We start from the raw sequence: 23,335 nt of genomic DNA, 5'->3' as shown, positions 1-23,335 counted from the left end.
GCCATGATTTCGCTTTCGGATATCTGTGAAAGTTCGCAGAAGTCCTTCTGCCTGTCGTGATTGCGGCAAGTCCAGTACACCTTGTGGTTTACCACCTTTCTGCGGAACAGGGTACTGCAGTTTCCACAGTGGATTTTCTTTGCCAGCAGTGCGTTCTTTGCGGATTTTCCGCCCTTCATCTGATTGCGGCGGCTCTGGAAGAGAGCCTGTACCCGCTCAAAATCCTCTTTGCAAATAATGGGCTCGTGGCAGTCCTCTACAAAATATTTCGGTTTCTGCCCGGTGTTTCGCACCTGACGGAAGGGGATGTCATTGGTGGCAAAGCTCTTTTGCCAGAGCATATCGCCGGTGTAGGAAATGTTGTTTAGTATATACGCCACGGTGCTGGGGTGCCACATTTCTTTGCCATTTGTGCGCGGGATGCCCAATTCATTCAGCTCCCTCGCAATGTCATCCTTGCCCCTGCCGCTGAGATAGGCGGCGAAAATGCGGCGCACCACCTCGGCTTCCTCTGGGATGATTTCCAGTGTGCGTTCCTCCAGTTTGTATCCATAAGGGACAGACGGTGAGAGGTAGTCGCCCTTTTCCATGCGGATTTTCACGCTGATGCGCATATTTTTCGAGTGGTTTTGGGATTCCATCTGGGAAAAAGCGCCGTATATGGTGGCAATCTGCTCTAAGGTCATCTTGCCGGTGTCGATGTTTTCCTTTTCAAAATGGATGGTAATGCCCATCCGCAAAAGCTCCCGCACATATTGGATGTACTCCTTGGTGTTCCTCGCAAAGCGTGAGATGGATTTGACGATGACGCGGTCGATTTTGCCATCCCGACAGTCCTGTATCATGCGGTTAAACTCATCCCGCTTGCTTGCCACAAGGCCGGAGATGCCGTCATCGGCATAAATATCTGCCATTTCCCAATTTTCATGGGTGGCAATGTGGCGGGTGTAATAATCCACCTGTGCGATGTAGGAGTTCTGTTGGTCATCGGAGTCGCTGCTGACACGGGCGTAGGCCGCCACGCGGAGCTTCGCCGCATTCTGCGTTCGGGATTCTATTACGGTGATTTTTGGTGGCGCAGTTTGCGCTAAATTTGTTGCATACATCTTTTTTCACTCCTTTCAACGACACACATTACCACAAGGTTTGGCACATAGCTACTGAATAATTGATAACTTTCAGAAAACAAAAAGGGGTCAGCAGGGAACGATAATGGTGGGGCGCAGCCTGCGTTCCAAATCCCTTTTTACCAGCTCGCATTCAGCCGCTGTAAGCTCTTTTCTTTCGGCAAGGCGGGCAAGCTGCTGGAGCGCAGCAACAAACATAATATTATCGGTGACTTGCGTATTACTCATGGTGGTTTCCTCCTTCAACGAAAAACGGCGACGGAGCAAGTCCGACGCTGATGGTAAGTGCCTGATTGATTTCCTCTATTTTCTGTTTGTTCAGCCTGCCGATCCAGCCCCGCAGCCGACAGCGGTCGATGGTGCGGAGCTGTTCCAATAGTGCCACCGATTCCTTGGACAGCCTGCCTATGCCGCCGATGGCGACATGGGTGGGCAGCGGTTTTTTCTCGGTGCTGCCAGTGATGGCGCAAACGATGGTGGTGGGACTGTGGCGGTTGCCGATGTCGTTTTGCAGCACCAGCACTGGCCGTATACCGCACTGTTCACAGCCGACAGCGGGGCTTAAGTCCGCATAGAAGATATCGCCACGGCTAATGGCGTTTTTGCCTATGTTCAAGTTTCGCACCTCCTTGGTGTTTTCTATTTTGTTGTGACTTAATGGCACAAAAATAGGGACTGCTCAGTGGTGTGGTTGCTGTTGGCTATTTGACCGCAGAGCAATCCCCATTGCTTCTGACATTAAGATTTTTTGCTTGCTCCTATTCGACACTACTTCCCGGAGCGCGGGCGACGGCATAAACTGCGATTGGCATCGCATCATGGGAATCTCACCCCCGGCAGGATCGCTGTCGGCCGCCCTCATTGCCTGCGATGGATTGGTTACCACTCGGACTGTGACTGGACGGAAGTATCATGATAGGCTGACAGGGTTATTGCAAAGCAAGTTCGCCACGAACTGCTTTCCGGGCGGATGGGTACCGCTCTGCACCTTATTTGGCCGTCTTTGATAAAAGAGTCGGGCAGGGACGAACAAGTAGTTTGGCTTCGTCTTTCGTCCGCTCTCTTTTACAGGTGGTCTTGGCGCATCCCCCGGTGTCGCTTTCCCGCTCGTCACGGGACTGTCAGCTAACGTATTTATGCCTTCGGATATCTAGTTTTCAAAGAACAGTGAGGAAAATGGTTAAACCCCCTCACTTACTTGGGAGGTTAAGTGAGGGGGTCTATGCGCAGAAATTTTAAATTTTCACAAGTTTTTTTAATTTAGCAAGAACTTTATCCTTTCGCCTGCTAATGCTTGATTGGTTTATACCAAGCTCGGCGGCAAGCTCTACTTCGCTTTTCTGTTGAAAAAACAATGCGATGATGAGGCTTTTTTCATCGGATGAAAGCTGTTCAACACAGAGCATTATCTTTTCAATCATGATCTTTTTAACTACATCCGCTTCAATATCCTCCCCAGACGCAAATTGCTTTTCTATCTCCATGAGCCTGTCCAGTGAGTCCTCACGACTGGGTACCAGCTCTGTGAGCTTGTCCGCGCTGTCGTTTTTATTTTTGCGGGGTGCTTTTTCGACCTTTAGGTCATATTCACAATACTTTCGCTTTTGGTCACTTTCCTTAAGTACAGCCAGTACCTCATCGGATATTGTTACGTTTGGGTACAGCTTGCGATAGTCTACATCATATTCAAATTTAGCCATTAGGCTTGTCCTCCAATTTCTAAAATTTTGATTTTGTGGTCAAAATGTCAGAAGTGGAGGGGCGCGACTGCGGTAATATTTAAGTATTAAATTTTTTCTTTTACTACACAATGGAACAGCCCTCCTTTGAGCAAATCGAAAGGAGGGCCGAGACAGCACAAACTAACAGAAGTAAGCTGCAGCTCGAAGGTTCTCTCCATTTCGATCTGCAACGGACTTTCCGGTGTCTGTCACAATATTGATTTGTAATGTATAACACCGGAAAACCCTGCGCAGGATGGCTGTTATACATTGTCGGATTATTTCTTCTGCAAAAGACAAAACATTTAGTTTAATTTCGCTTTTAAAATATTAGCGTTCGTAAACACGAGATTGACTTTTGCATACAATCATGATATCATTATAGCTAATAATATCGAATAATCTCTTTGCTTGTAATTTTATGCTATTTAGGTTCAAAAGTACTTGCTTTCGAGTTGCCACGTTTTTGCACTGTTTTTCCTAGACGCAGCTAAAGGAGGATTGCTCTATGAGTGATTTCAACATTTCAAAATTCATTAAAATAATGAAAACAGGTCTTGCTGAAAATAACACACAAGAAGCCGCTGGCAGGCTTTTGTTGGAATCTGTGACAAAGCAAGATGGCGTGCTTGTAGATGTCGATAGCAAGATGATAAGCAATCTTGTAAAACAGAAAAAAGATGTACACGAGGCAATAAAAAACGCCTCATCAAGACCAGTAGTCATTGATAAGGCCATCAAATATTTTAATGAAACAGTTGTTCCTGCACTAAACCCGCACACAAGCGACGATACTTTGCGTAAACTTATTGCTTTATTGAATAATGACACAGACATCACGCCAGAGAAAAGGGATGAGTTAATCAAATTGCATAGTGATGAAAAATTGGGGGAGTTTCTGGCTCTCTCGTTTTTGTATTCAATAAATCTACCTAATAAATCAGCCCAAAGTTCCACTGCGGACCGGCTAACTGCAGTGGCATCGGACAATGAAGATTTAGTTATTAAGAGATTAAAAAGCAAAAGTTCAAATCCAATGTCGAGTAGCATTTTTAAGAAGCATGCTCCTGCTAAAGAATTTGTAAATAGAGAAAAGCCAAGACAGAAATTTTATGATCTTATAAATAGTAAGGCAGAAAACAACGCAAACACTATAATGTATCATGGTATTGGCGGGATAGGAAAATCCAGTCTAATTAAGAATTTAAAAGGATATTTAACCGAGCATAGCATCAAATATTCTTCTGTAGATTTTGACGATCCTGCACTGCGGTCATCATACAGCGCTTTATGTAAGTTAAAACAGAGCTTTGAAGTAAACTTTCCTCACTTCGAGCTTGCAGCATCAATTTACTTTTTAAAAAGAAACCCAAAGTTCATTCAAAAGAATATTGTATTCCCCTTTGATATAACTAAATTGATGTCCAAGATAATCAACAATGGCTTGAGTAATTCTGATTGTTTTGGTGAAGCTATAAATCATTTCTATAGTCAATATGAAGTCAAGTGGCAGTTAAGTTCCGAGGCAAAAGACGGCTTGGAGGAGTTAGAACATTTATCACCCAGTGAAATTGAAAAGCGTTTGGTGCTCTTTTTTGCGTACGACTTAAATGAATACATAGAAGCTACAGAGTACGAAAAACATGTCATTTTTCTCGACACTTACGAATTGCTATGGTCTAATGGACAAAACGATTCTAACAAGCTAATTACCGATAAGTGGGTTCGTGAGTTGACTGTTTTCTCTAACAATGTAATATTTGTTATATCTGGGAGAGAGGAGTTGCTTTGGCGCTTAGATAAAGAGTATCAACAGGACAAATTAATAACGGTTCCCTTGGAGATGCTCTCCAAGGAGTATGCTAAAAAGTTTTTGGAGAGCTGCCAAATAACTAATATTGAACTGCAAGACGCAATAATCAATTCTTCGCAGGGATATCCATATTATCTCGACTTAAGCGTGGATACATATTACAAATTTACAAGTGCGCGCAAGCCAATCGACATTGAATTGTTTAATGGTGGATTTCAAGAAATACAAGAACGTTTTTTCAAAAGTCTTACGGAATCAGAAAGAGAAAGTTTAAAGGTGTTATCCATTCCAAGATTTTACGATATTGAAATATTCGGCTATTTAACCGGACGCTTTAACACAGGATATCCAGTGTCAAGCATAAATAATTTTAACTTGTTTTCCTTTGTAAAGTTAGGCGAAAACGGAAAAAATATTATTCATGCACTAATGCGTGATGAAATATCGAAACAACTCCCTGCCGATTTGAAAACCGAAATACATAAAAGCATGCTATCTTTTTACGAACAAAAAGTGATTGATGATGAACTTGCCATGGATATCCTCCGATACTACTTCACTGAGTTGGTTTTTCATTTAAAAAATTCACACGGCAGTGCAGAATCAATAACATTCGTTGAAAACAAGTACCTGCCTCTGGTTAAACGATTTCAATCAGCTGGTGAAACAAAATACCTATTAGATAATTTTGAGGTGCTGTTCAATCAAAATAAAACGGATATCGCAGGAACAGAGTTCTTTGCGATTATGGTTGATATGATTCACTTGTCCGGAAGATATTACGATGCTGTAGAACTCATTAATGGTTATTTAAGCAAATTTAGCATTAAAGAGATTGCTTCAGATGAATATAGGTTAAATCTATTTATCCGAAAAATTCATCATCAAATGTTCTTTGTTTCGACGGAGAATTTGCAATGCGAGGTTAATGAAATTATTAGCCTCATAGATGAAAACATTTTTCCTGAACAATATTGTGAAATATTATTTATGCTGGGTGCCCACATTCTGTTGCCAGCTGGGAATTATACTGATGCTTGTATGCATCTAAAAAATATGATGCAGTTATCTTCAAAAAACAACTACTTGAAATTACTGTGTAGAGGACTAAGAAAATATGCTGAACTTCTCTGCGCGCAAGGAAAGTTTTCGTTTGCTGAAAAAATTTGCCTTGATGGATTGTCTATTGCAAGGCAATACGGTTTGTCTAGATATGGGTTTTATCTTCAGTGTGTAATGGGAGAAATCCTTCGCTTGACCGGCCGTCTTGAAGAAGCTATCAGTATCTTTAATGAGGCGAAACCTATTTCTATAGCTATGGGCATAACAGGTTGGATTGCTCATGTAGAGTTATCTATTGGGAATTGCCAAGTGGATGCTAATGACTTTGAAGCAGGATTAAGCTCTTATAATGATGCCAAAAATCTGTATTGTTCAATTAACCAAGTTTGGGGACGCATCAATTCTGATATAGCTATCCAACGTACAAGGCTGCTCATGGGGGAAAAGGTTGAAGAAGAAGCTATGCTCAAATTAAACCAAGAAACCCAAGAATTTGGCTATAAAGTCTTGACACAGCAAATCAAGGATATTTCTTCTGGAAACCTTGATAAAAATCAATTTTTATACTTGTAAATATGGAGGAAAAACAATGTTCAAAATGCTATCAAATGAAGATATTGAAAAATCATTAAATGAAACTACACGCCAGTATCTTGTTGGGCAGTTGAAATTGCCACAAATACTAAATCATATTGATGATCCAAACATAGAAATTGGGATCACAGATTATGACGAATACTTTATGGAGCAGCCACATTGGCACAAAGTCGCTTATGAGTATCAGTATGTTTTAAGTGGAGAAACTAAATACTTGGACATAACTAACGGCGAGGAACATTGCTACAAGCAAGGTGATTTTTTCAGAATCGAACCGAATACAACATATGCGCAAAAGTCGATTGCGGGTACGAGAATTCTGTTCATTAAGACACCTCCCGGAAACGATAAGGTCTCAGAGGAGGCAGACGAAAAGACAAGAGCATGGATAACGAAATGGGAATAGCTATAGCATGTGGAGGTAGCATAATGAAGGTCAGCTATAATAAACTTTGGAAACTGCTTATTGACAAAAATATGAATAAGCAGGATTTAAAACGAGTCTGTGGGATTAGCTCGGCGTCTGTTGCCAAGTTGGGCAAAGGAGAAAATATTACAACTGATATCCTATTGCGGATATGTAGTGGCTTAGACTGCAATATCAACGACATTATTGATACTATTCGAGAGGATGAAGATGCAAAGTCCTAACTTTGGGACAGTGAAAGGACTAAAAACAATATGGGAACGATTATACCAACTCGGAATTTTTCCATGAAAAATTCAATGTGGTTACTTAAACCAGTTATATATTGTAATTCTGATACAAGCATTGAGGCTCAAGCTGTTTCCCTAAACAAAGCATTAGCGCAAGAGCTTATCACATATAAGCCTAAAAGGCGGACAATGCAGATAGAAAAGTGCTTGTTTGATATAATTGATAAGTTACCAGAGAATTCAATAATCAAAGATTTTGATGTATTGTTTAATCCTAATTATAAGATTGACGTACTTAAAATCATGGTAAATGTATGTAAAGCGAAGCCTTTTAGTATGATTTGGCCTGGAACGATTGACGGCAACAAACTTATTTATGCCGAAGAAGGATATATAGACTATAAAACTTATGATGTGAATGATTATGATGTCACATGCATTATTTAGGGAGGAAACACAATGAAGTATTCAGAGCTGATTAGCTTTAGCCCAATTGAATCTACTTTGCAACTGATTCAGTCAAATAGCAACAAAGCAGAAGAAATCAATAATATTAAAACCTACGTAATGTCTGACGGCATGGCGCAGAACTTAAAGGCACCTGTCATCGACCAGTTGCAGATGGATGAGGTTGTTGATAACAAGGGTGTACTTATTGTTGGTAACTATGGTACCGGTAAATCTCACTTAATGAGCATCATTTCTTCCATTGCCAAAGATGCTGACAACTTGCAATACTTACAAAATAATGTATTTGCAAAGGATATGGAATGCATTGCAGGCAAATTTGAAGTGCTGCGTATTGAAATCGGCGGGGTTACTATGTCCCTGCGTGAAATTCTCTTTGGCTTCATTGAGGATGATTTTGCTCAGCGCGGCATTAATTTTGAAACGCCTGATTTTGCTACCGTCCGTGATAATAAAAAGCTTATTAAGGATATGATGATGGCATTCGCTGAAAAATATCCGGATAAAGGCTATCTGATTGTAGTAGATGAGTTTCTTTCTTACTTAACTTCTCGTGACGAGCGTCAGATTGTTCTTGACTTGGAGTTTTTCCGCGCGTTGGGAGAAATGTGCTCCAAGAGCAAACTTCGTGTTGTCTTTGGTGTACAGGAGAAGATTTTTGATAATCCAAGATTTAGTTTCGTTTCGGATACATTGAAGCACGTATCTGACCGATTTACACAGCTCATCATTACAAAGGAAGCTACCTCCTATGTTGTTTCTGAGCGTATTTTAAAGAAGTCGCCGCAGCAAAAAGCTTTGATTCGTAAGCATTTGGAGAAGTTCTCAAATCTTTATACAGGCATGTCCTCTCGAATGGAGGAGTTTGTGGACCTGTACCCGATCCACCCTGCTTACATTGATGTGTTTAATAAGATTTATCTGATTGAAAACAGACATATCTTGAAGAATATTTCTACAACAATCAGAGATATATTTAATACACAAGTTCCGGACGATGCCCCCGGCATCATTTCTTTTGACGATTACTGGCCTGCAATTAAATCTAATGGTCTGTTAAAAAGTGATGTCACAATCAGCCGTGTGGTGAATGCAAGCAGTCAATTAGAGGATATTATCAACCGAGCCTTCCCAAAGCCAGCCTACAAACCGCTGGCAATGAAAATCATCTACGCACTTAGCGTACATAGACTAACCACAAATGGCCTTGATGTTCAGTTCGGGTTAACCGCAGAGAATTTGAAGGATGAGCTATGCTTATTTCTTCCTATGCCTGAGCAAGATGCGGATTTTCTGCTTTCGCTTATTAAGACTACGCTCAAAGATATTATGACTACAGTTTCAGGCCAATTTATCATATACAATGATGCAAATAACCAGCATTATATTGATGTGGATAAGATTGTAGATTATGATGAGAAAATTAAACAAAAGGCTTCTGTTATGGCTGATGGCGAATTGAATCGCTTTTTCTATCAGCTTATTTATGGTTGCCTCGATTGGGATGCCAAGCAATATGTTCCAGGTTTTGAGATTTACCAGCGGGATTTAAATTGGGATTCTCATAACATTTTTCGTGAAGGATATCTATTTATGGGTTTCCCGGCGGAACGTAGCACTGCAGAGCCAGAAAGAGATTTCTATATGTATATTTTGCCTCCATATCAAATTGAGGATGATAAGATTGAAAACTCACCTGAATTAGTGTATTTTTCCTTTAAGTCCACTGATGAATTTAAAGAGATTCTAGGCATGTTTGCCGCAGCAAACTCCTTAGCACAAATTAGCGAGGGCAAAGACAAGGATGCCTATTTAAGCAAGGCAGAGATGGTGAGAAAGAAGCTGATTAAGTATCTGAGCGAAAACAAGAATACATGCTTTGATGTTCAGTATAAGGGGCAAAAACGGCAGCTTATCGAAATATTAAAGGGTCGCTATAATAAGGACATGGATTTCAAGGATACCGTTGACCTTGCGGCATCTGTCTGCCTTGATGAATACTTCAATGGCATTTACCCCGAGTTCCCTATTATGAAAACAAAAATAACACGCAAGAATATGGCTGAAAATGCTCGTCAGGCTTTTGACTATTTTGCCGGACGCAAAACACAGTCTGCGACACTCATGCTGCAGAGTTATGGTGTTTTGGATGGAGAGAAGATTCGCCCGGAGGGTTCAAAGTATGCTTCTCATTTTATTGAAAAACTAAAAGTGCTTCCTCCCCAGGGTGTTATTAACTACTCCGATGTTTTCGAGCAGAAAAATGATTATGAATTCGTAGATTCAAAGTATAAAATCAGTTTCATGTTTACGCCTATTTTATTTTTGTCGTTGGTTTATTCCGGCTACGCTACCCTTACATTGAAAAACGGCACCGTCATTACAGCTTCTAATCTTGACCAAATTCCGAGAATTACGGTTACAGATTTATACGAGTTTAAATACTTGGCAAGACCTGCTCAGATTTCTATGGTTGAGCTTAAGAAGCTATTTGAAATTCTGGATATCAATCCTGCTCTACTTGATAATCCAAATGATCGTGATGAAGGTGTGAAGCAGCTGCTGGTAAAAGCGCAGGAGCTGAGCAATTCCTCTGTTTTGACATCAAGAAAACTGCAGGAGGGCTTTGATCTGTGGGGCGAACCTTTGGCAAACGCTCAACAAGTGGCAAGGATGCAAAAGGCTTGTAGTGCTGTTCGTGATGAATTTAGCAACTATCAAGCAAAATACAATACACCTGCTAAGCTCAATAATTTCAACCTTTCTAATGATAATGTTGCGGATTTAGCGGCTCAGATTGCCTTGATTAAGACAATAATGGAGTATATTTCTTTCAAAACAGAGTGCTCTGCGGTGGTATCTTATATTGCCAATATTGAATTCCTTGACCTTGGCGCAATATTCAAACAAGAACTGGAATCCGGAAAAGCTGTGTTTCGTGAGATACGTGATGATATTGCGGAAGGCATGTCTGGTGAGATTGCTGCACAGAAGGTAAGTGCGGAACTAGAAAAGCTGAAAGACAAGTACATCACTCGTTACTTTGATGAGCATAAGAAAAAACGCCTTGACATTGATGATGCAAAGCGCCGTGGAAAACTACAGGAGAGCCTAATTCTTGCCAATCTCCGCAAGCTGCGTGGCATTGAGATTCTATCGGGTGCAAAACTGACAGCCATTGAGCAAGATATGGCTGAGCTTAAGGTTTGCTATGAGCTGACACCGACAGAGCTGAAGACCAGCCACATCTGTCCTCATTGCCATTATATCCTTGGCGATAAAGCTAAAAATGTATCGGGGCAGCTGGATAACATCGACATTCGAATGGATGACCTTATTGCTGAATGGACAAGTACACTGCTGAATACCATCTCTGACCCTATTGTGGTCAGTCAAAAGGAATATCTCAGTGCAGAGCAACAAAAAGTCGTTGATGGCTTCATTTCTTCCGGTGCATTACCGAACCGTGTGGATGACCATTTTGTCAACAGCATCAAGGCTTTGTTGCAGGGCTTTGAACCGGTAGTGATTGAAACGGAAGATATTATCGCAAAGCTGGACGAGCTTGGTCCTTGTGATGTGGCTACCTTTAAGAGCAAGCTATCCGGCATTGTGGATGCCTATGTTAAGGGTAAAGATACAGCTAAGCTACGTATCGTAGTGAAGCGGAAAGATGGCGAGGTATAAGCTATGGAGCCAAGAAAACTAACCAAAGAGGATATTGATAAAGTCCGTAATATAGAAGGCTTCCCCATCGCCTCTGATGAGGACATTATTGCGCTTTCCGATGCGCCGTATTATACGGCTTGCCCAAATCCGTTTATTGAGGAGTTTATTCGGGAGAATGGAACTCCGTATGATGAGGCAACGGATGATTACCACAGAGAGCCTTTTGCTTCGGATGTGAGCGAAGGTAAATATGACCCTATTTACAAGTTGCATCCTTACCATACAAAAGTACCACACAAAGCAATAATGAAATATATCGCTCACTATACAAAACCCGGCGATATAGTATTTGACGGTTTTTGTGGAACTGGAATGACCGGTGTTGCAGCACAAGCGTGTGGGTTTGAAAATGATGAGAATACCATGATGTTGAAATCTGACCTCCATTATGTTGAGTTAGGGCATCGAAAAGCAGTCCTAGTTGATTTGGCTTCAGCAGCAACATCATTTGCTCATAATTTTAATTCTTCAATAGATGAGAAAACCTTTTTTGAACAATCTAAAAATATCATCGAGCGCATAACAGAAAAGTGTAGCTGGATGTATAAGACTGTCCATGTTGATACAAACAATAAACCTGTAGTTGGTTTTGAGGGCAAGCCAATCATGGGCTTAATGAATTATACGGTTTGGTCTGATGTGTTTATCTGTCCGAATTGTGGTGAAGAATTAATTTTCTGGAAAGTGGCTGTTGATATCGAGAACGGAATAGTTCGGGAAAAATTTGGATGTCCACATTGCTCTATGGAACTTAAAAAGAGAGATTGCTCACATGCACAAGAAATTGTATTTGATGATATTTTAAGTGAGACAATAACACGTTATAAGCAAACACCTGTAATTATTAGTTACACAGTTCAGGGGAAAAGATTTGAAAAAACTCCTGATGATAGCGATTTTGCTCTATTTGAAAGAATAGAAAAAGAAAAAATTCAGACATGGGTTCCTGTCGTTAGAATGATTGAAGGAAATGAAGCACGGAGGAATGATGCTGCTGGTATAACACATGTGCATCATTTTTATACCAAACGAAATTTAATTGCATTGTCTTACTTTAAGTCATTAATAACCGCTAACGACCCGCTTATATTCGCGCTTACAAAAGTGGCCAATCAGTTAACAAAGCTTTACCGATTTACATATATGAGCGGCTGTTGGGGGGCTGGGGGTGGCCCAATGTCAGGAACTTTGTATATTCCTTCTTTGGTTAAAGAACTGAATATGATGAGTTTCCTCGAGGACGCAATCAATCTGCAAGGGAAACGAACTCAGTATAAGAGTTGTGAAGTTTGCATTAGCACACAGTCAAGTTCAGATGTGCCTGGAATTCCAGATAATAGCATAGATTATATTTTTACAGACCCTCCTTTCGGTGATAATTTGAGTTATTCAGAACTTAATTGTATCTGGGAGGCATGGCTTGGCGTTCAAACAAATAATGAATCTGAGGCCATTATCAATTTGTCTCATGGAAAGCATCTAGTCGAATATCAAACTCTTATGGAAAAATGCTTTAATACATGTTTTCGTGTATTGAAACCAAATCGATGGATTACGATAGAATTTCATAATTCCAAGAACTCTGTATGGAATGCAATTCAAGAAGCTCTTTTGAAATCAGGCTTTATCGTTGCGGATGTCCGTACATTAGATAAAAAGCATAGCAGCTTTAAACAGGTGAATTCTCGTGGAACTGTTAAACAAGACTTGGTTATTTCCGCCTATAAGCCGGAGGCAAGCTTCATTTATGAATTTGGCGCTAATGCGGGGCATGATGAGACTTCATGGGCTTTCGTAAGACAACATTTAAGTAATCTTCCAAAGGTAGTTGTGAAAAACGGTTTAATCGAAGTAAACCAAGAAAGACAAGCATATTTACTATGGGATAGAATGGTTGCTTATCATATCATGCAGGGGATACCAGTTCCTATGGATGTCACAGACTTCTATCAAGGTTTAGATGAAAAATTTTTAAAACGGGATGGAATGTATTTCTTACCTAGCCAAGTGAATGAGTACGATACCGCACGTATTACCTCTGAGGTTGAGCCAATCCAGATGGAGTTGCTGGTTACTAATGAAAAAGCAGCTATAGGTTGGCTTTATCAGCAGCTATGTGAAGAAGTCTGTGGCCCACAGACCTACGCACAGCTGCAGCCAAAGTTTATGCAAGAAGTGAAATCTGTAGACAAATTCGAGGCTATGCCAGAGCTGGCAGTGCTTCTGGAGGAAAACTTCCTACAGGACGATGATGGTCGATGGTATATCCCCGATGTCACTAAGGAAGGCGATGTTGCCAAGCTGCGCGAGAAAAACCTTTGGAAAGAATTTGAAGGCTATATGAATAGCAAGGGGAAGCTCAAGCTGTTCCGTTCTGAGGCCGTCCGTGTTGGATTCTCCCGTCTGTGGAAGGATAAGAACTACAAGGCGATTGTCGACATTGCAGAACGTCTACCTGAGCAGACCATTCAGGAAGATGCCAATCTGTTGATGTACTATGATATTAGCTGTGGCAGAATTTAGCCCCGCATGTGGGCTTGCTTTACTTGCGCAAATGTAAGTGAATAAATTCAGCAAGGAGGTTGCAATTTGATTATTACTAAGATTAACATACAAAATTATAAGCTGCTAAAGGATGTATGCGTTGAGCTGAATCCCGATGTTAATGTGTTTGTAGGAGAAAATGATGCAGGAAAAAGCACACTGCTGGAGGTGATTTCAATTGTAGCCTCCGGCAAGCTGAATGGAAATGCCTTTCATAAGCAGTTAAAGGCAAATATGTTTAATATGGATTGCCGCAATAAATATATTGCTTCATTGTCATCCACACCTATTGCCCCACCCAAACTTATTTTGGAAGCATACTGCGACGGTGATGATGCCAGCTATTCCGGAACCAATAATATGTTCAGTGATAATTGTTCCGGCATCCGTGTAGTTGCTGAATTTGATCCGCAATATGAGGCTGTTTACAAAACGATGTTAGAACACCATGATGTAAAAGATATTCCAGTAGAGCTTTATCATGTGTCTTACAGATATTTCAGCGGAGAAATAGTGGCTTTCAAATATGCGCCGCTAAAGGCTGTGTATGTAGATACCACAAGAAAAGATTACGCTGGAATGGTTGATCGATTTGTTTCTGAAAATATAACAGAATATCTATCAGAGCAAGAACAGGTTGATTTAAGCGTAGCGTACAGGCGCGTCCGTGCTGATTTTCGTGAAAGCGAAACAATTGAAAAGCTGAATAGTAGTATTCGTGAAAATGACAGTCTTAGCGGGCGAAACATCTCCCTTGAGCTGCGCGAAAACGAGATAGATGAGTGGAAACGCCAAATGTCTATCTCAATAGATAAAATTCCATTTGAGCATATCGGCTTTGGCAGTCAAAACTCAATCAAGGTGGAATTGGCCATAAAAAACAGCGAAGGACAAGCCAATCTGATTTTAATGGAGGAGCCCGAAAACAATCTTTCGTTTACCAACATGGCCAAGCTTATCCATCGCATATCACTTTCGGAAGGAAAGCAGATTTTTATTTCTACTCATAGCAGCTTTGTTGCTAATAAACTGAATTTAAAAAATCTTCTTTTGGTGGAATACGGTCGAGTAAAATCGTTTAGAGATCTTCCTGCAGATACCGTTTCGTATTTCTTGAAACTTCCCGGCTATGATACATTGAGGCTTGTGCTTGCCGAAAAAGTAATTTTAGTTGAGGGACCAACGGATGATTTAATAATACAGCGTGCATACCACGACCAATTTGGGTGTCTGCCCATTGATAAAGGAATTGACATTATCGCTGTAGGCTCATTGGCATTTAAGAGATACTGTGATATTGCAATTGTCTTGCAAAAGAAAGTATTAGTTGTGACAGATAATGACCATAGTGTTCAAGTAAAAATTACCGAAAAATATAGTGACTACATTGGAGACCCATATATTAATTTCTTTTACGAAACTGACGAAAATCTGAACACTATAGAGCCAAGCGTTTTAACTGTTAATTGCGGCGGAGATGGGCAACCAACAGCAGAGTTCAAGAGTATTATTTCATCAAACAATTCATTGAAAAGCCGAGACCGTGATGGGATTTTATCCTTTATGGTAAATAATAAAACCGAATGGGCAATGCGAGTTTTTGATGCAAGTGCCCCCATAAAATATCCGCAATATATAAAGGATGTTATCAATGAATACCGTTAGGCTTGCCGCTGCCGGAGCGGGTAAAACGTGGAAAATATGCAATGAGGCCCTATCCGCTGCATACTGTGCGGACACAAAAAATATTTTAATCGTTACATATACAAATAAAGGCGTAGATTCTATTCATAAAGAGTTAGAGCTACAGAACATGGGCGTGATTCCACCAAAGATTCGGATTATGTCTTGGTATCAATTTTTGTTAAAAGAGCTGATTCGTCCATACCAAACCTTTATCGCAGGCATTAATGAAGTGCGCTCCTTTGTTTATTCGTTAGAGCATAGTATGAATTATGAACGGATTGGTACAAAGCGTAGATACATTACTCGTTCTTCTGATGTGCGATCAGAGGAAGCAAGTAATCTTGTACTGCTTCTAAATCAACTGAGTAATGGCTTGGTGTTTTCTCGCTTAGAAAAAATATATTCTCATATTTTTATCGATGAAGTACAGGACATGGCGGGTCGAGATTTAGATTTGTTAAATACAATATTTAAAACAAGCATTGATGTCACCTGTGTTGGAGATAACAAGCAGGCAACTTTTCAAACACATACTACCCGAACTAATAAGAGTATATCGGGAGTAAATATCTTTGATTTCTTCGCAGTAGCCGAAAAACAAGGCGTGGTTAAAATTGAGAAAAATCTATGTAGCAGGCGATTTAATGCGGATATTTGTGATTTCGCCAACAGGGTGTTTCCCAATGAAAACTGCATGACAACGAGCATGAGAGAAACTACGGGACATGATGGAATCTTTCTCATAGAAAGAAAAGATGCTCACAAATACTATTCCAATTTTCATCCGCAGGAATTACGATATTCAAGGACAAACACTGATGTTTATGGTTTATTTGCAGTCAACTTTGGCGAATGCAAGGGACAAACCTACGAGAGATGCTTAATTCATCCATCTAAGCCCATAATTGAGTTCTTGAAAGGAAAAGGCCTTAGTAAGAATCAGCAGAAATATTATGTTGCATTGACACGGGCGAAATATAGTAATGCTATTGTTGTGGAAAAGCTGTTTTCTGCAGTCGGATTTGAACCTTGTGAAATAGAAATTGAGAATGGAGTAATTTCTGCATTAAAATACATAAGAGAGGAATAAACAAAATGTTTAATAGCGGCGATTTCGCTTTTGATATAATAGAAAAGGCTAATGTGCAGGTGCTGGAAAAGATTGAAGTGTGGGGGTACATTTCATACAAAGTTTTCAACCCTGCCACGGGGCATGTATATAAAGCGACAGAAGAACAATTGAATCAGGATGGCAGTGCTATTCACTATGACGAGAACTATCTCCGATATGTAGTGCAGCTATCTAAAATTAAAAACGAAACCGCCGGCGGCTTCCTTTCCTCGCTTGCAAGCGGCATTATTCCGCTGCCGCATCAGCTTCACGTGCTTAATCGTGCTATGGAAACTAACAATATTCGGTACATCCTTGCTGATGAAGTTGGCCTTGGTAAAACCATTGAGGCCGGTATGATTATCAAGGAGCTTAAAAGCCGCGGACTTGTTAACCGAGTACTGGTGGTGTGCCCTACTGGTTTGGTTACACAGTGGGCCAGTGAAATGCAGGAAAAGTTCCACGAGAAATTTCATGTTATCTTGCCTTCTGACTATGACACGATTCGTCGATTGACCGATAGTGATGATGTGTATGGGCAGTACGACCAAGTCATATCCCCTATGGATTCTATAAAACCGATGGAGAAGCACGCAGGCTGGACCGATGAACGAGTGGAAAAATATAACGAGGAACGTATCTACTCCATCATAAATAGCGGTTGGGATTTAGTGATTATTGATGAAGCCCATCGTGTAGCTGGTTCCTCTGGAGAAGTAGCCCGCTACAAGCTGGGAAATTTATTATCACAAGCAAGCCCATATCTGCTTTTGCTTTCGGCAACACCGCATAACGGAAAAACAGAGCCCTTTCTGCGTTTAGTGCGCCTTTTGGATGCAGACGCCTTCCCCAACGCAAAATCTATTGTTAAGGAACAGGTTACTCCGTTTCTAATTCGCACCGAAAAGCGCGAAGCAATTGACAATAACGGGAACCTGCTATTTAAAAACAGAGTAACCCACCTTATGACACTAACATGGGACGAGCGAAATACCATGCAACGCGAGCTTTATGAGCTCGTAAGCTCCTATGTTTCCACAACCTATAACAAGGCATTGCGGAATAAAAAGAAAAATATGTGTTTAATTTTTCTGCTTATCATCATGCAACGCATGGTGACTAGCAGCACCGCTGCCATTCGCCAGAGCTTAGAGAGACGATTAAATGTGCTGTTGAATCAGCAAACTCACCTTGGTAATTTGACCGAGGAGGATTTGGATGATTTAGATATTGAAGATGGCGTTGATGATGCGCTGGAAGCTATCTCATTGGATATGGAGCTGGAAATCGCAGAGCTACAGCAAATTATTTCTGTGGCAAAACAGGCTCAATTTCAAAATCAGGATGCCAAGGTGGAGCCCTTACTGGACGCTGTTGATGCAATCATAAATGAGGATCACACGCAAAAAATTATTATCTTCACTGAATTCGTTGCTACACAGCAGTATCTAAAGGAGCTACTAACTAATCGAGATTATACAGTTACTATTCTGAATGGCAGCATGAGTATTGAGGAACGTAATGAGGCGTTGCATCAATTCAAGACAAGCACCAGCATTTTTATTTCTACAGATGCTGGTGGTGAGGGTCTCAACTTGCAGTTCGCTAACATTATAATTAATTATGACTTACCTTGGAATCCAATGAAGATAGAGCAGCGTTGCGGTCGTGCGGATCGTATCGGACAGCAACGTGATGTACATATCTATAATTTTATTGTTTCCGAAACCGTGGAGAACCGTGTTCGAGAGGTTCTGGAACAAAAGCTCTCTGTGATTCTATTAGAAATGGGTGTAGATAAATATTCTGATGTGTTAGATAGCGAGGCTGCTGAATGTGATTTTACAGATGTTTATATGCGCTCAATTGGTCGTCCTGGTCAAGTTGAAAAAAATTTATACACAATAGAGTCTGAAATGAAGCAGCAGCTTGCAAATGCACAAAGATACAAGGACGTTATTAAAGAGGAAAAAGACCTCACTCAGCTAGTGGGCAGACAGTCTGCCTTTGATGTGGATATAGCTCTTCGAAAAATGGTAACATATTATGAGTGTTGGCAGGGCCGTGATCCTCGCCTAATTGAGCGTGTCAGCATTGGTGATAATGAAATTACTAAGCATCTTAGCGCGGAGATTTTGCAAGACCGCACATCTCCGTTACTTTCGCTTGGAATTCCCAATTTTCCAAATGAAGCGGGATACTTTATGCTGTGGCAACTTTCTATTTCTACTCAAGAAAGCGGCAAACGTATACTCCCCATTTTCGTCAGTAACAATATGATTTTACGACCAATGGCAGGGAAACGCTTAATGGAAGTTTTCCTTGATGACACCACTCAATTAAAAATGGGAACATCATCAAATATTAGTGCGGAAGAGTATACAGCTCTCGAAAGTCTTTGCCTAGAATTTGCCTATGATACTTTTATGGAACTCAAAGAAAAACAGCTCACCTTAAATCAAGAAAGCTACAACAAATATATGTATGCTTTGAAGCTTCGCACAGAGGCTGCTGAACATATAGGCATTGAAAATATTCGCCGGAGCAAGTTGGCAAAGCTGGAAAGAGAAAAAGCAATCATAGAAGCACAATATAAAAAAGGTTCCCAAGTATATCCTGATTTTCGATTGACTATGATAGTTAGATTGGAGGCATAACACATGTTTAAAGACTATGTGCTGAAATTCTCGTCTGCACAATACAGTAATCAAATATTACTCATTGATGATGAAAATTTCGATGAGGTTACTCACTACAGTGCTGGTTTTAAGGCACATGGCTTTGAAGTGGCACTCTACACAGATGATATATCTTTTCGGATAATGTATGAAGACAAATTGAAAAATCAAGACAATAAATTAGTTATACTAGCAAAATCCAGCAGCTTTATTCCGTATGACCTACAGCGAAGATTTAAGGCTTATACTTTATCTATGGGTAACCTATTCCCAAAACTTAATTTTGATACACTTAAAGCATATTTTGACTTGGATTTAGATTTGCTATCATTAGCATATCAAAATAATTTTGATGATTGGCAAACACAAAAGCAAACTGAAGAATTCCTAAATAAACATGTATATAGCACCGAAAACGTCCAAGCTTATCTTAAAATATTGTATTGCGATTTGATGAAACAAACAAAAACAGTAACAACGTACGATGAGTGGTTTGAGATTTCAGAGGTCAAGGCAAAAATTGATTTTTTTGCAACACGCTTTTATCTGGAGTTTGACACATCCGAAGTAGATATAATCTTTACAGACTATATATTGACACATTTTGGGAAGATTTCATCCGAAATGAGTCGAAACACACCTGTTCTTGTAAGCCGAGCAATGGAGTTTATGCATGAATGTAGCAGCAAGTTTGTAATAATTGTCATGGATGGTATGTCTGAGTTTGACTGGAGAATTATCTCAAAGTCTTTTGGGGACATACTATATGAGAAAACTGCTGTTTTTGCAATGATCCCTACAACTACGTCTATTTCCAGACAATGCTTACTGTCAAATAAATATCCCAGTCAATTGATTGAGCCTTGGAAACAGAGCAAGGAAAAGCAAGAGTTTATTTCTTGTGCTAAAAACATGGGCTACGCTGATAACCAAATTGGATATGAGCGAGGTTACAATGCGCAGTTTAGTTCATTTGTACGGTGTGGTGCTGTTATCGTTAATGATGTGGATGATATTGTACACGCCCAGCATCAAGGACGACTTGGGATGCTCAATGATATGGGAGTTTTGTCTGATCAACACAAACTAGCTGATATGACTAAACGATTTCTTGACGATGGTTTTGATGTTTATATTAGTGCGGATCATGGTAATTCACCCTCTATGGGCATGGGGAAATTAATAGGTACTGGGGTAGAAACAGAAACAAGAAGCAGAAAAATGATTGTCCTGCAAAACTTTGCAGATAAAGAAACATTGTTACAGAAGTACCGCCTAATAGACTATCCAAAGTATTACTTGCAAAAGGATTTCGATTATCTAATTTGTAATACAGGAGACTCCTTTGATGCTACAGGCGACTGTGTGATAACGCACGGGGGTATTTCAATAGATGAAGTAATCGTACCGTTTATAAAAATAAAGGCGGTGAATAATAATGGCTAAAATGGTAGGCTTGTCAAGAAATTTAAAATTAGCGTGGCTTAATCAAGTTGTCGAATTAATTTCAAAAGAATTGACCGAGAATGAAATAAAAGAGAAATTAAATGAATATCTTGGCTTTGAGATAGGGAGTCCTACAAATACTCGCAAAACCAGAGAGATTCTCATGTATATTTGGTATTACGAAAATGCTTACACAGAAAAGTTGAGACCAGTAGCATTACAGCTTATTAGGAAGTATCCTGAATACGCTCTATCCATTCACTGGTGCATGATGCTCGCAGCTTATCCTGTATTTATGGATATGTGTAAACTAATCGGGAAAATATCAGAATTTCAAGATGAGATTACATTGGCACAGCTCAAACAAAAATTATTTGATGAATGGGGTGAACGTACGACGTTATTTCACTCTATTGACAAACTAATATCAACACAAAAGGAATTTGGTGTCCTCACTTGCGATAAGCCGGGGAAATATCGAATCAACAGACAAAAAATCTCCAAATCTGAAGTAAGCAGTTTTATGGTTTATACGATGATGAATGTAGATGGTAGTGGATATTACTCGTTCCAAGAAATCAATGCTTCAACATATCTGTTCCCATTTGAGTATCAAATTGAAAAGGAGTCTTTATTGCAGGATGAACTCTTTGTTATGAATAATTTTGGCGGAGAATTATCAATAGCGCTAAAGGATTAGTCTGTGTTTCCTGAAACAATTTATTATCTTTCTCTGTAATAAATCTTTTAGTGTGAGTCCTTCTGGGAGGGTCACTATGAACCGAGGCTCGGTTCACGCAAAACGCATAGCACCCCCTTGGCGGGATGTTATGCGTTTTTGCATTTAAATGGCACTCTATTACTTCAGCACCAGCCGGTTACTAGTGTGACTGCCGTTTTCCCGGTAGCGTGCTTCCTTGTCCACCAGCCCCGCATTGGTGAGATCATGGAGGGCACGCTTGACGGTACTGCGAGAGAGATTCATGTCCTTTGCAATGGTGTTCACGGCGGGCCAGCAGTCGCTTCCTTTGCCAGTGCGGTCTTTGAGGTACATATAAACTGCCCTCGCCCGATGGGGAAGCTCATCGGGCGAGGCGGCGTAAATGTTTCCGAAATAACTCATTGTGTTCACTCCTATCACTTTGTTCTCAGATGACTGCGGCGCGTGGAATTGTCCTCAACAGGCTCCGCCACAGGCGTGTGGAGCATTCCTGTTCCGCTGGGCGGTTCCAGCAGCTCCCCGGTGTCCTCATCCACCACCACACAGGCGCTATGCTTTCTGACAATGCTTTCCTCCAGCACCTGCTTGTCGGCGTAGCTCACCTTGCGGTGGGCTTTTTCGGGAATGGTGTAGGGCGCTCCGAATGTAATGCCCCAATCGAGAAACAGCCGCAGCTTGGTTTTCATAGGGTGGGTGCCTGTTTTCATCACCACAAAGCTGCCCTTGGGAATGGACTTCAGCTCGTCGGGCGTCATCAGCGGGCGCTCCATCATTTGGAGGCTCTGACTGGGATCGTTCTTGCCACGGTTGACGCTGCCGCTCATGACGGTGCGGCTGCCCATCGCCTTGGAGAGAACATCTGCGGTCTGGCTGTTGGGGGCGAAGCCGCCGAAGATGGTATCCTGGCAGTTGTCCACGATAATTTCCGAGCCCTCCTTGCCATAGTTTTTTTCAAGCTGTCCGAAGCTCTGAATAATCGGCACCATCATCAGGCGACGGGAGCGGCTGGCGGAAAATATCAACTCAAGCGATTCGATGGCGGGCAGCGTGCCCAGCTCGTCACAGTAGAACACCACACGGTTTTTCAGCTTTCCGCCATTCTCATCAGCGACGGCGAGGATTTCCCTGTAGAGCTGCTGGATCATAAGGCTGACCATGAAATACTTCGTCAAATCTTCTTCGGGCAACACGATGAACAGCGCGGATTTTTCCTTGCAGAACTTCTCGGCGTCAATGGCGGTATCGAAACAGAGAACCTGCTCCATCTCGGAGTCGAGAAAGGAATTGAGCCGAGACAGCACGGTAGAGAGAACGGATGCCATCGCCTGCTCTGCCGAGTTGAGGGCGGCGCCTGCAAACCAGCGGGTCTTGTGGTCGGAGGGCAGCTTGTCCATGAGGAGCTGGAACTGACTTTTACCCTTCACCTTGCTGGGGGCAAGTAAATCCTGCACCAGTTTGAACACGCTGATGATATGGCGGCAGTCCACCTTTTTACCGTCCACCTCCGTGGGTGGGAGGTATTCCGCAATCAGTAGAATGACCGAGGTCAGAAGCCCCTCTGCGGCATCGTAGAAAAACTGATTTTGACCATAGTTTTCATCACCAGCGTTGATGATAGTCTTGGCGATAATCTTGGCGTACTTTTCTGCCTTTGCCTTTGCCACAAGGTTGTTTTCATCGGCGCGGTAGGTGTCCATGTAGGCGTTGACCAGATGGAGCATATTGTTGCCGTCTGAGCGGGTGGGGTTTCGCAAATCTATGACCGCCACATTATAGCCGTAGTGGTCGCGGGCGATGGCACCGTAGTTGCGGTAGAGGTCACCTTTGGTGTCGGTGGTCAAAAAGCTCATGCCGCTGGCGCAGGCGTATTCGAGATTCGGGTACAGAAAAAACGCAGTCTTGCCCACGCCGGATGCGCCGATCATAAGGCAGTGGACATCGTCGGTGTCCACCAGCGCGGTGACGGCATTGTTCT

At 41.3% G+C, this 23,335-nt stretch carries 17 protein-coding genes; 11 read left to right on the top strand and 6 right to left on the bottom strand.

Features of this window, described 5'->3' with window-relative positions; genetic code table 11:
• The 4 genes from RTV33_RS00155 to RTV33_RS00140 all read right to left on the bottom strand — a co-directional run.
• The coding region (locus RTV33_RS00155; RefSeq protein ID WP_312640298.1) for a recombinase family protein at positions 1-1,106 on the bottom strand (1,106 nt) is incomplete at its 3' end.
• Positions 1,107-1,196: 90 nt separating this feature from the next.
• The gene (locus RTV33_RS00150) at positions 1,197-1,355 is read right to left on the bottom strand and encodes a hypothetical protein (protein WP_312640296.1); all 159 of its coding nucleotides are present in this window, start codon (positions 1,353-1,355) and stop codon (positions 1,197-1,199) included.
• Entirely contained in the window at positions 1,348-1,743 is a 396-nt protein-coding gene (locus tag RTV33_RS00145; protein WP_312640294.1) for a type II toxin-antitoxin system PemK/MazF family toxin, read from the bottom strand. The genes RTV33_RS00150 and RTV33_RS00145 overlap by 8 nt, the downstream gene beginning before the upstream one ends.
• 619 nt (positions 1,744-2,362) lie before the next feature.
• Positions 2,363-2,827 (bottom strand): sigma factor-like helix-turn-helix DNA-binding protein, encoded by a 465-nt coding sequence (locus tag RTV33_RS00140; RefSeq protein WP_312640292.1) that lies wholly within the window; start codon positions 2,825-2,827, stop codon positions 2,363-2,365.
• A gap of 529 nt (positions 2,828-3,356) precedes the next feature.
• Here RTV33_RS00140 and RTV33_RS00135 point away from each other — a divergent pair.
• The 11 genes from RTV33_RS00135 to RTV33_RS00085 all read left to right on the top strand — a co-directional run bounded on the left by RTV33_RS00135 (position 3,357) and on the right by RTV33_RS00085 (position 21,339).
• Positions 3,357-6,296 carry a tetratricopeptide repeat protein gene (locus tag RTV33_RS00135; RefSeq protein WP_312640291.1) on the top strand — a complete coding sequence of 980 codons (2,940 nt, stop codon included), beginning with the start codon at positions 3,357-3,359 and terminating at the stop codon, positions 6,294-6,296.
• Positions 6,297-6,312: 16 nt separating this feature from the next.
• Positions 6,313-6,726 (top strand): cupin domain-containing protein, encoded by a 414-nt coding sequence (locus RTV33_RS00130; RefSeq protein WP_312640289.1) that lies wholly within the window; start codon positions 6,313-6,315, stop codon positions 6,724-6,726.
• 23 nt (positions 6,727-6,749) lie between these two features.
• On the top strand, positions 6,750-6,971 hold the full coding sequence (locus RTV33_RS00125) for a helix-turn-helix domain-containing protein (protein WP_312640287.1): 222 nt from the start codon (positions 6,750-6,752) through the stop codon (positions 6,969-6,971).
• Positions 6,972-7,001: 30 nt separating this feature from the next.
• Positions 7,002-7,424: a BREX-3 system P-loop-containing protein BrxF gene (gene brxF / locus RTV33_RS00120; protein WP_312640285.1), complete on the top strand. Its 423-nt coding sequence runs from the start codon at positions 7,002-7,004 to the stop codon at positions 7,422-7,424.
• Between the two features lie 12 nt (positions 7,425-7,436).
• Positions 7,437-11,132, top strand: coding sequence for a DUF6079 family protein (locus tag RTV33_RS00115; protein ID WP_312640283.1), 3,696 nt, complete (start codon positions 7,437-7,439; stop codon positions 11,130-11,132).
• A gap of 3 nt (positions 11,133-11,135) precedes the next feature.
• Entirely contained in the window at positions 11,136-13,697 is a 2,562-nt protein-coding gene (locus RTV33_RS00110) for a DNA methyltransferase (RefSeq protein ID WP_312640281.1), read from the top strand.
• A 66-nt stretch (positions 13,698-13,763) separates the two neighbouring features.
• On the top strand, positions 13,764-15,383 hold the full coding sequence (locus tag RTV33_RS00105) for an AAA family ATPase (RefSeq protein WP_312640279.1): 1,620 nt from the start codon (positions 13,764-13,766) through the stop codon (positions 15,381-15,383).
• A complete protein-coding gene (locus RTV33_RS00100; RefSeq protein WP_312640277.1) occupies positions 15,370-16,494 on the top strand; it encodes a UvrD-helicase domain-containing protein in 1,125 nt (374 codons plus the stop codon). The genes RTV33_RS00105 and RTV33_RS00100 overlap by 14 nt, the downstream gene beginning before the upstream one ends.
• A 5-nt stretch (positions 16,495-16,499) precedes the next feature.
• Entirely contained in the window at positions 16,500-19,172 is a 2,673-nt protein-coding gene (locus RTV33_RS00095; RefSeq protein WP_312640275.1) for a helicase-related protein, read from the top strand.
• 3 nt (positions 19,173-19,175) lie between these two features.
• The gene (locus RTV33_RS00090) at positions 19,176-20,639 is read left to right on the top strand and encodes a PglZ domain-containing protein (protein ID WP_312640273.1); all 1,464 of its coding nucleotides are present in this window, start codon (positions 19,176-19,178) and stop codon (positions 20,637-20,639) included.
• Entirely contained in the window at positions 20,632-21,339 is a 708-nt protein-coding gene (locus tag RTV33_RS00085) for a hypothetical protein (protein WP_312640271.1), read from the top strand. Before RTV33_RS00090 ends, RTV33_RS00085 begins: the two co-directional genes overlap by 8 nt.
• A gap of 159 nt (positions 21,340-21,498) precedes the next feature.
• On the opposite strand, the gene RTV33_RS00080 is transcribed toward RTV33_RS00085, so the two are convergent.
• Both RTV33_RS00080 and RTV33_RS00075 read right to left on the bottom strand, forming a co-directional pair.
• Positions 21,499-21,762 carry a helix-turn-helix domain-containing protein gene (locus tag RTV33_RS00080; RefSeq protein WP_312640269.1) on the bottom strand — a complete coding sequence of 88 codons (264 nt, stop codon included), beginning with the start codon at positions 21,760-21,762 and terminating at the stop codon, positions 21,499-21,501.
• A 14-nt stretch (positions 21,763-21,776) separates the two neighbouring features.
• A partial coding sequence (locus RTV33_RS00075) for a VirD4-like conjugal transfer protein, CD1115 family (RefSeq protein WP_312640268.1) occupies positions 21,777-23,335 on the bottom strand: 1,559 nt, incomplete at its 5' end.

It is taken from the genome of Hydrogenoanaerobacterium sp., from assembly GCF_032017025.1.
In the GTDB taxonomy this organism is placed as follows: domain Bacteria; phylum Bacillota; class Clostridia; order Oscillospirales; family Ruminococcaceae; genus Hydrogenoanaerobacterium.
This window is presented reverse-complemented; position numbering and strand designations above follow the sequence as displayed.

Coding starts and splice junctions, on each gene's coding strand:
- RTV33_RS00125 (WP_312640287.1), top strand. CDS start 6,750: ATGAAGGTCAGCTATAATAAACTTTGGAAACTGCTTATTGACAAAAAT.
- RTV33_RS00110 (WP_312640281.1), top strand. CDS start 11,136: ATGGAGCCAAGAAAACTAACCAAAGAGGATATTGATAAAGTCCGTAAT.
- brxF (WP_312640285.1), top strand. CDS start 7,002: ATGGGAACGATTATACCAACTCGGAATTTTTCCATGAAAAATTCAATG.
- RTV33_RS00150 (WP_312640296.1), bottom strand. CDS start 1,355: ATGAGTAATACGCAAGTCACCGATAATATTATGTTTGTTGCTGCGCTC.
- RTV33_RS00090 (WP_312640273.1), top strand. CDS start 19,176: ATGTTTAAAGACTATGTGCTGAAATTCTCGTCTGCACAATACAGTAAT.
- RTV33_RS00085 (WP_312640271.1), top strand. CDS start 20,632: ATGGCTAAAATGGTAGGCTTGTCAAGAAATTTAAAATTAGCGTGGCTT.
- RTV33_RS00095 (WP_312640275.1), top strand. CDS start 16,500: ATGTTTAATAGCGGCGATTTCGCTTTTGATATAATAGAAAAGGCTAAT.
- RTV33_RS00115 (WP_312640283.1), top strand. CDS start 7,437: ATGAAGTATTCAGAGCTGATTAGCTTTAGCCCAATTGAATCTACTTTG.
- RTV33_RS00100 (WP_312640277.1), top strand. CDS start 15,370: ATGAATACCGTTAGGCTTGCCGCTGCCGGAGCGGGTAAAACGTGGAAA.
- RTV33_RS00140 (WP_312640292.1), bottom strand. CDS start 2,827: ATGGCTAAATTTGAATATGATGTAGACTATCGCAAGCTGTACCCAAAC.
- RTV33_RS00130 (WP_312640289.1), top strand. CDS start 6,313: ATGTTCAAAATGCTATCAAATGAAGATATTGAAAAATCATTAAATGAA.
- RTV33_RS00135 (WP_312640291.1), top strand. CDS start 3,357: ATGAGTGATTTCAACATTTCAAAATTCATTAAAATAATGAAAACAGGT.
- RTV33_RS00080 (WP_312640269.1), bottom strand. CDS start 21,762: ATGAGTTATTTCGGAAACATTTACGCCGCCTCGCCCGATGAGCTTCCC.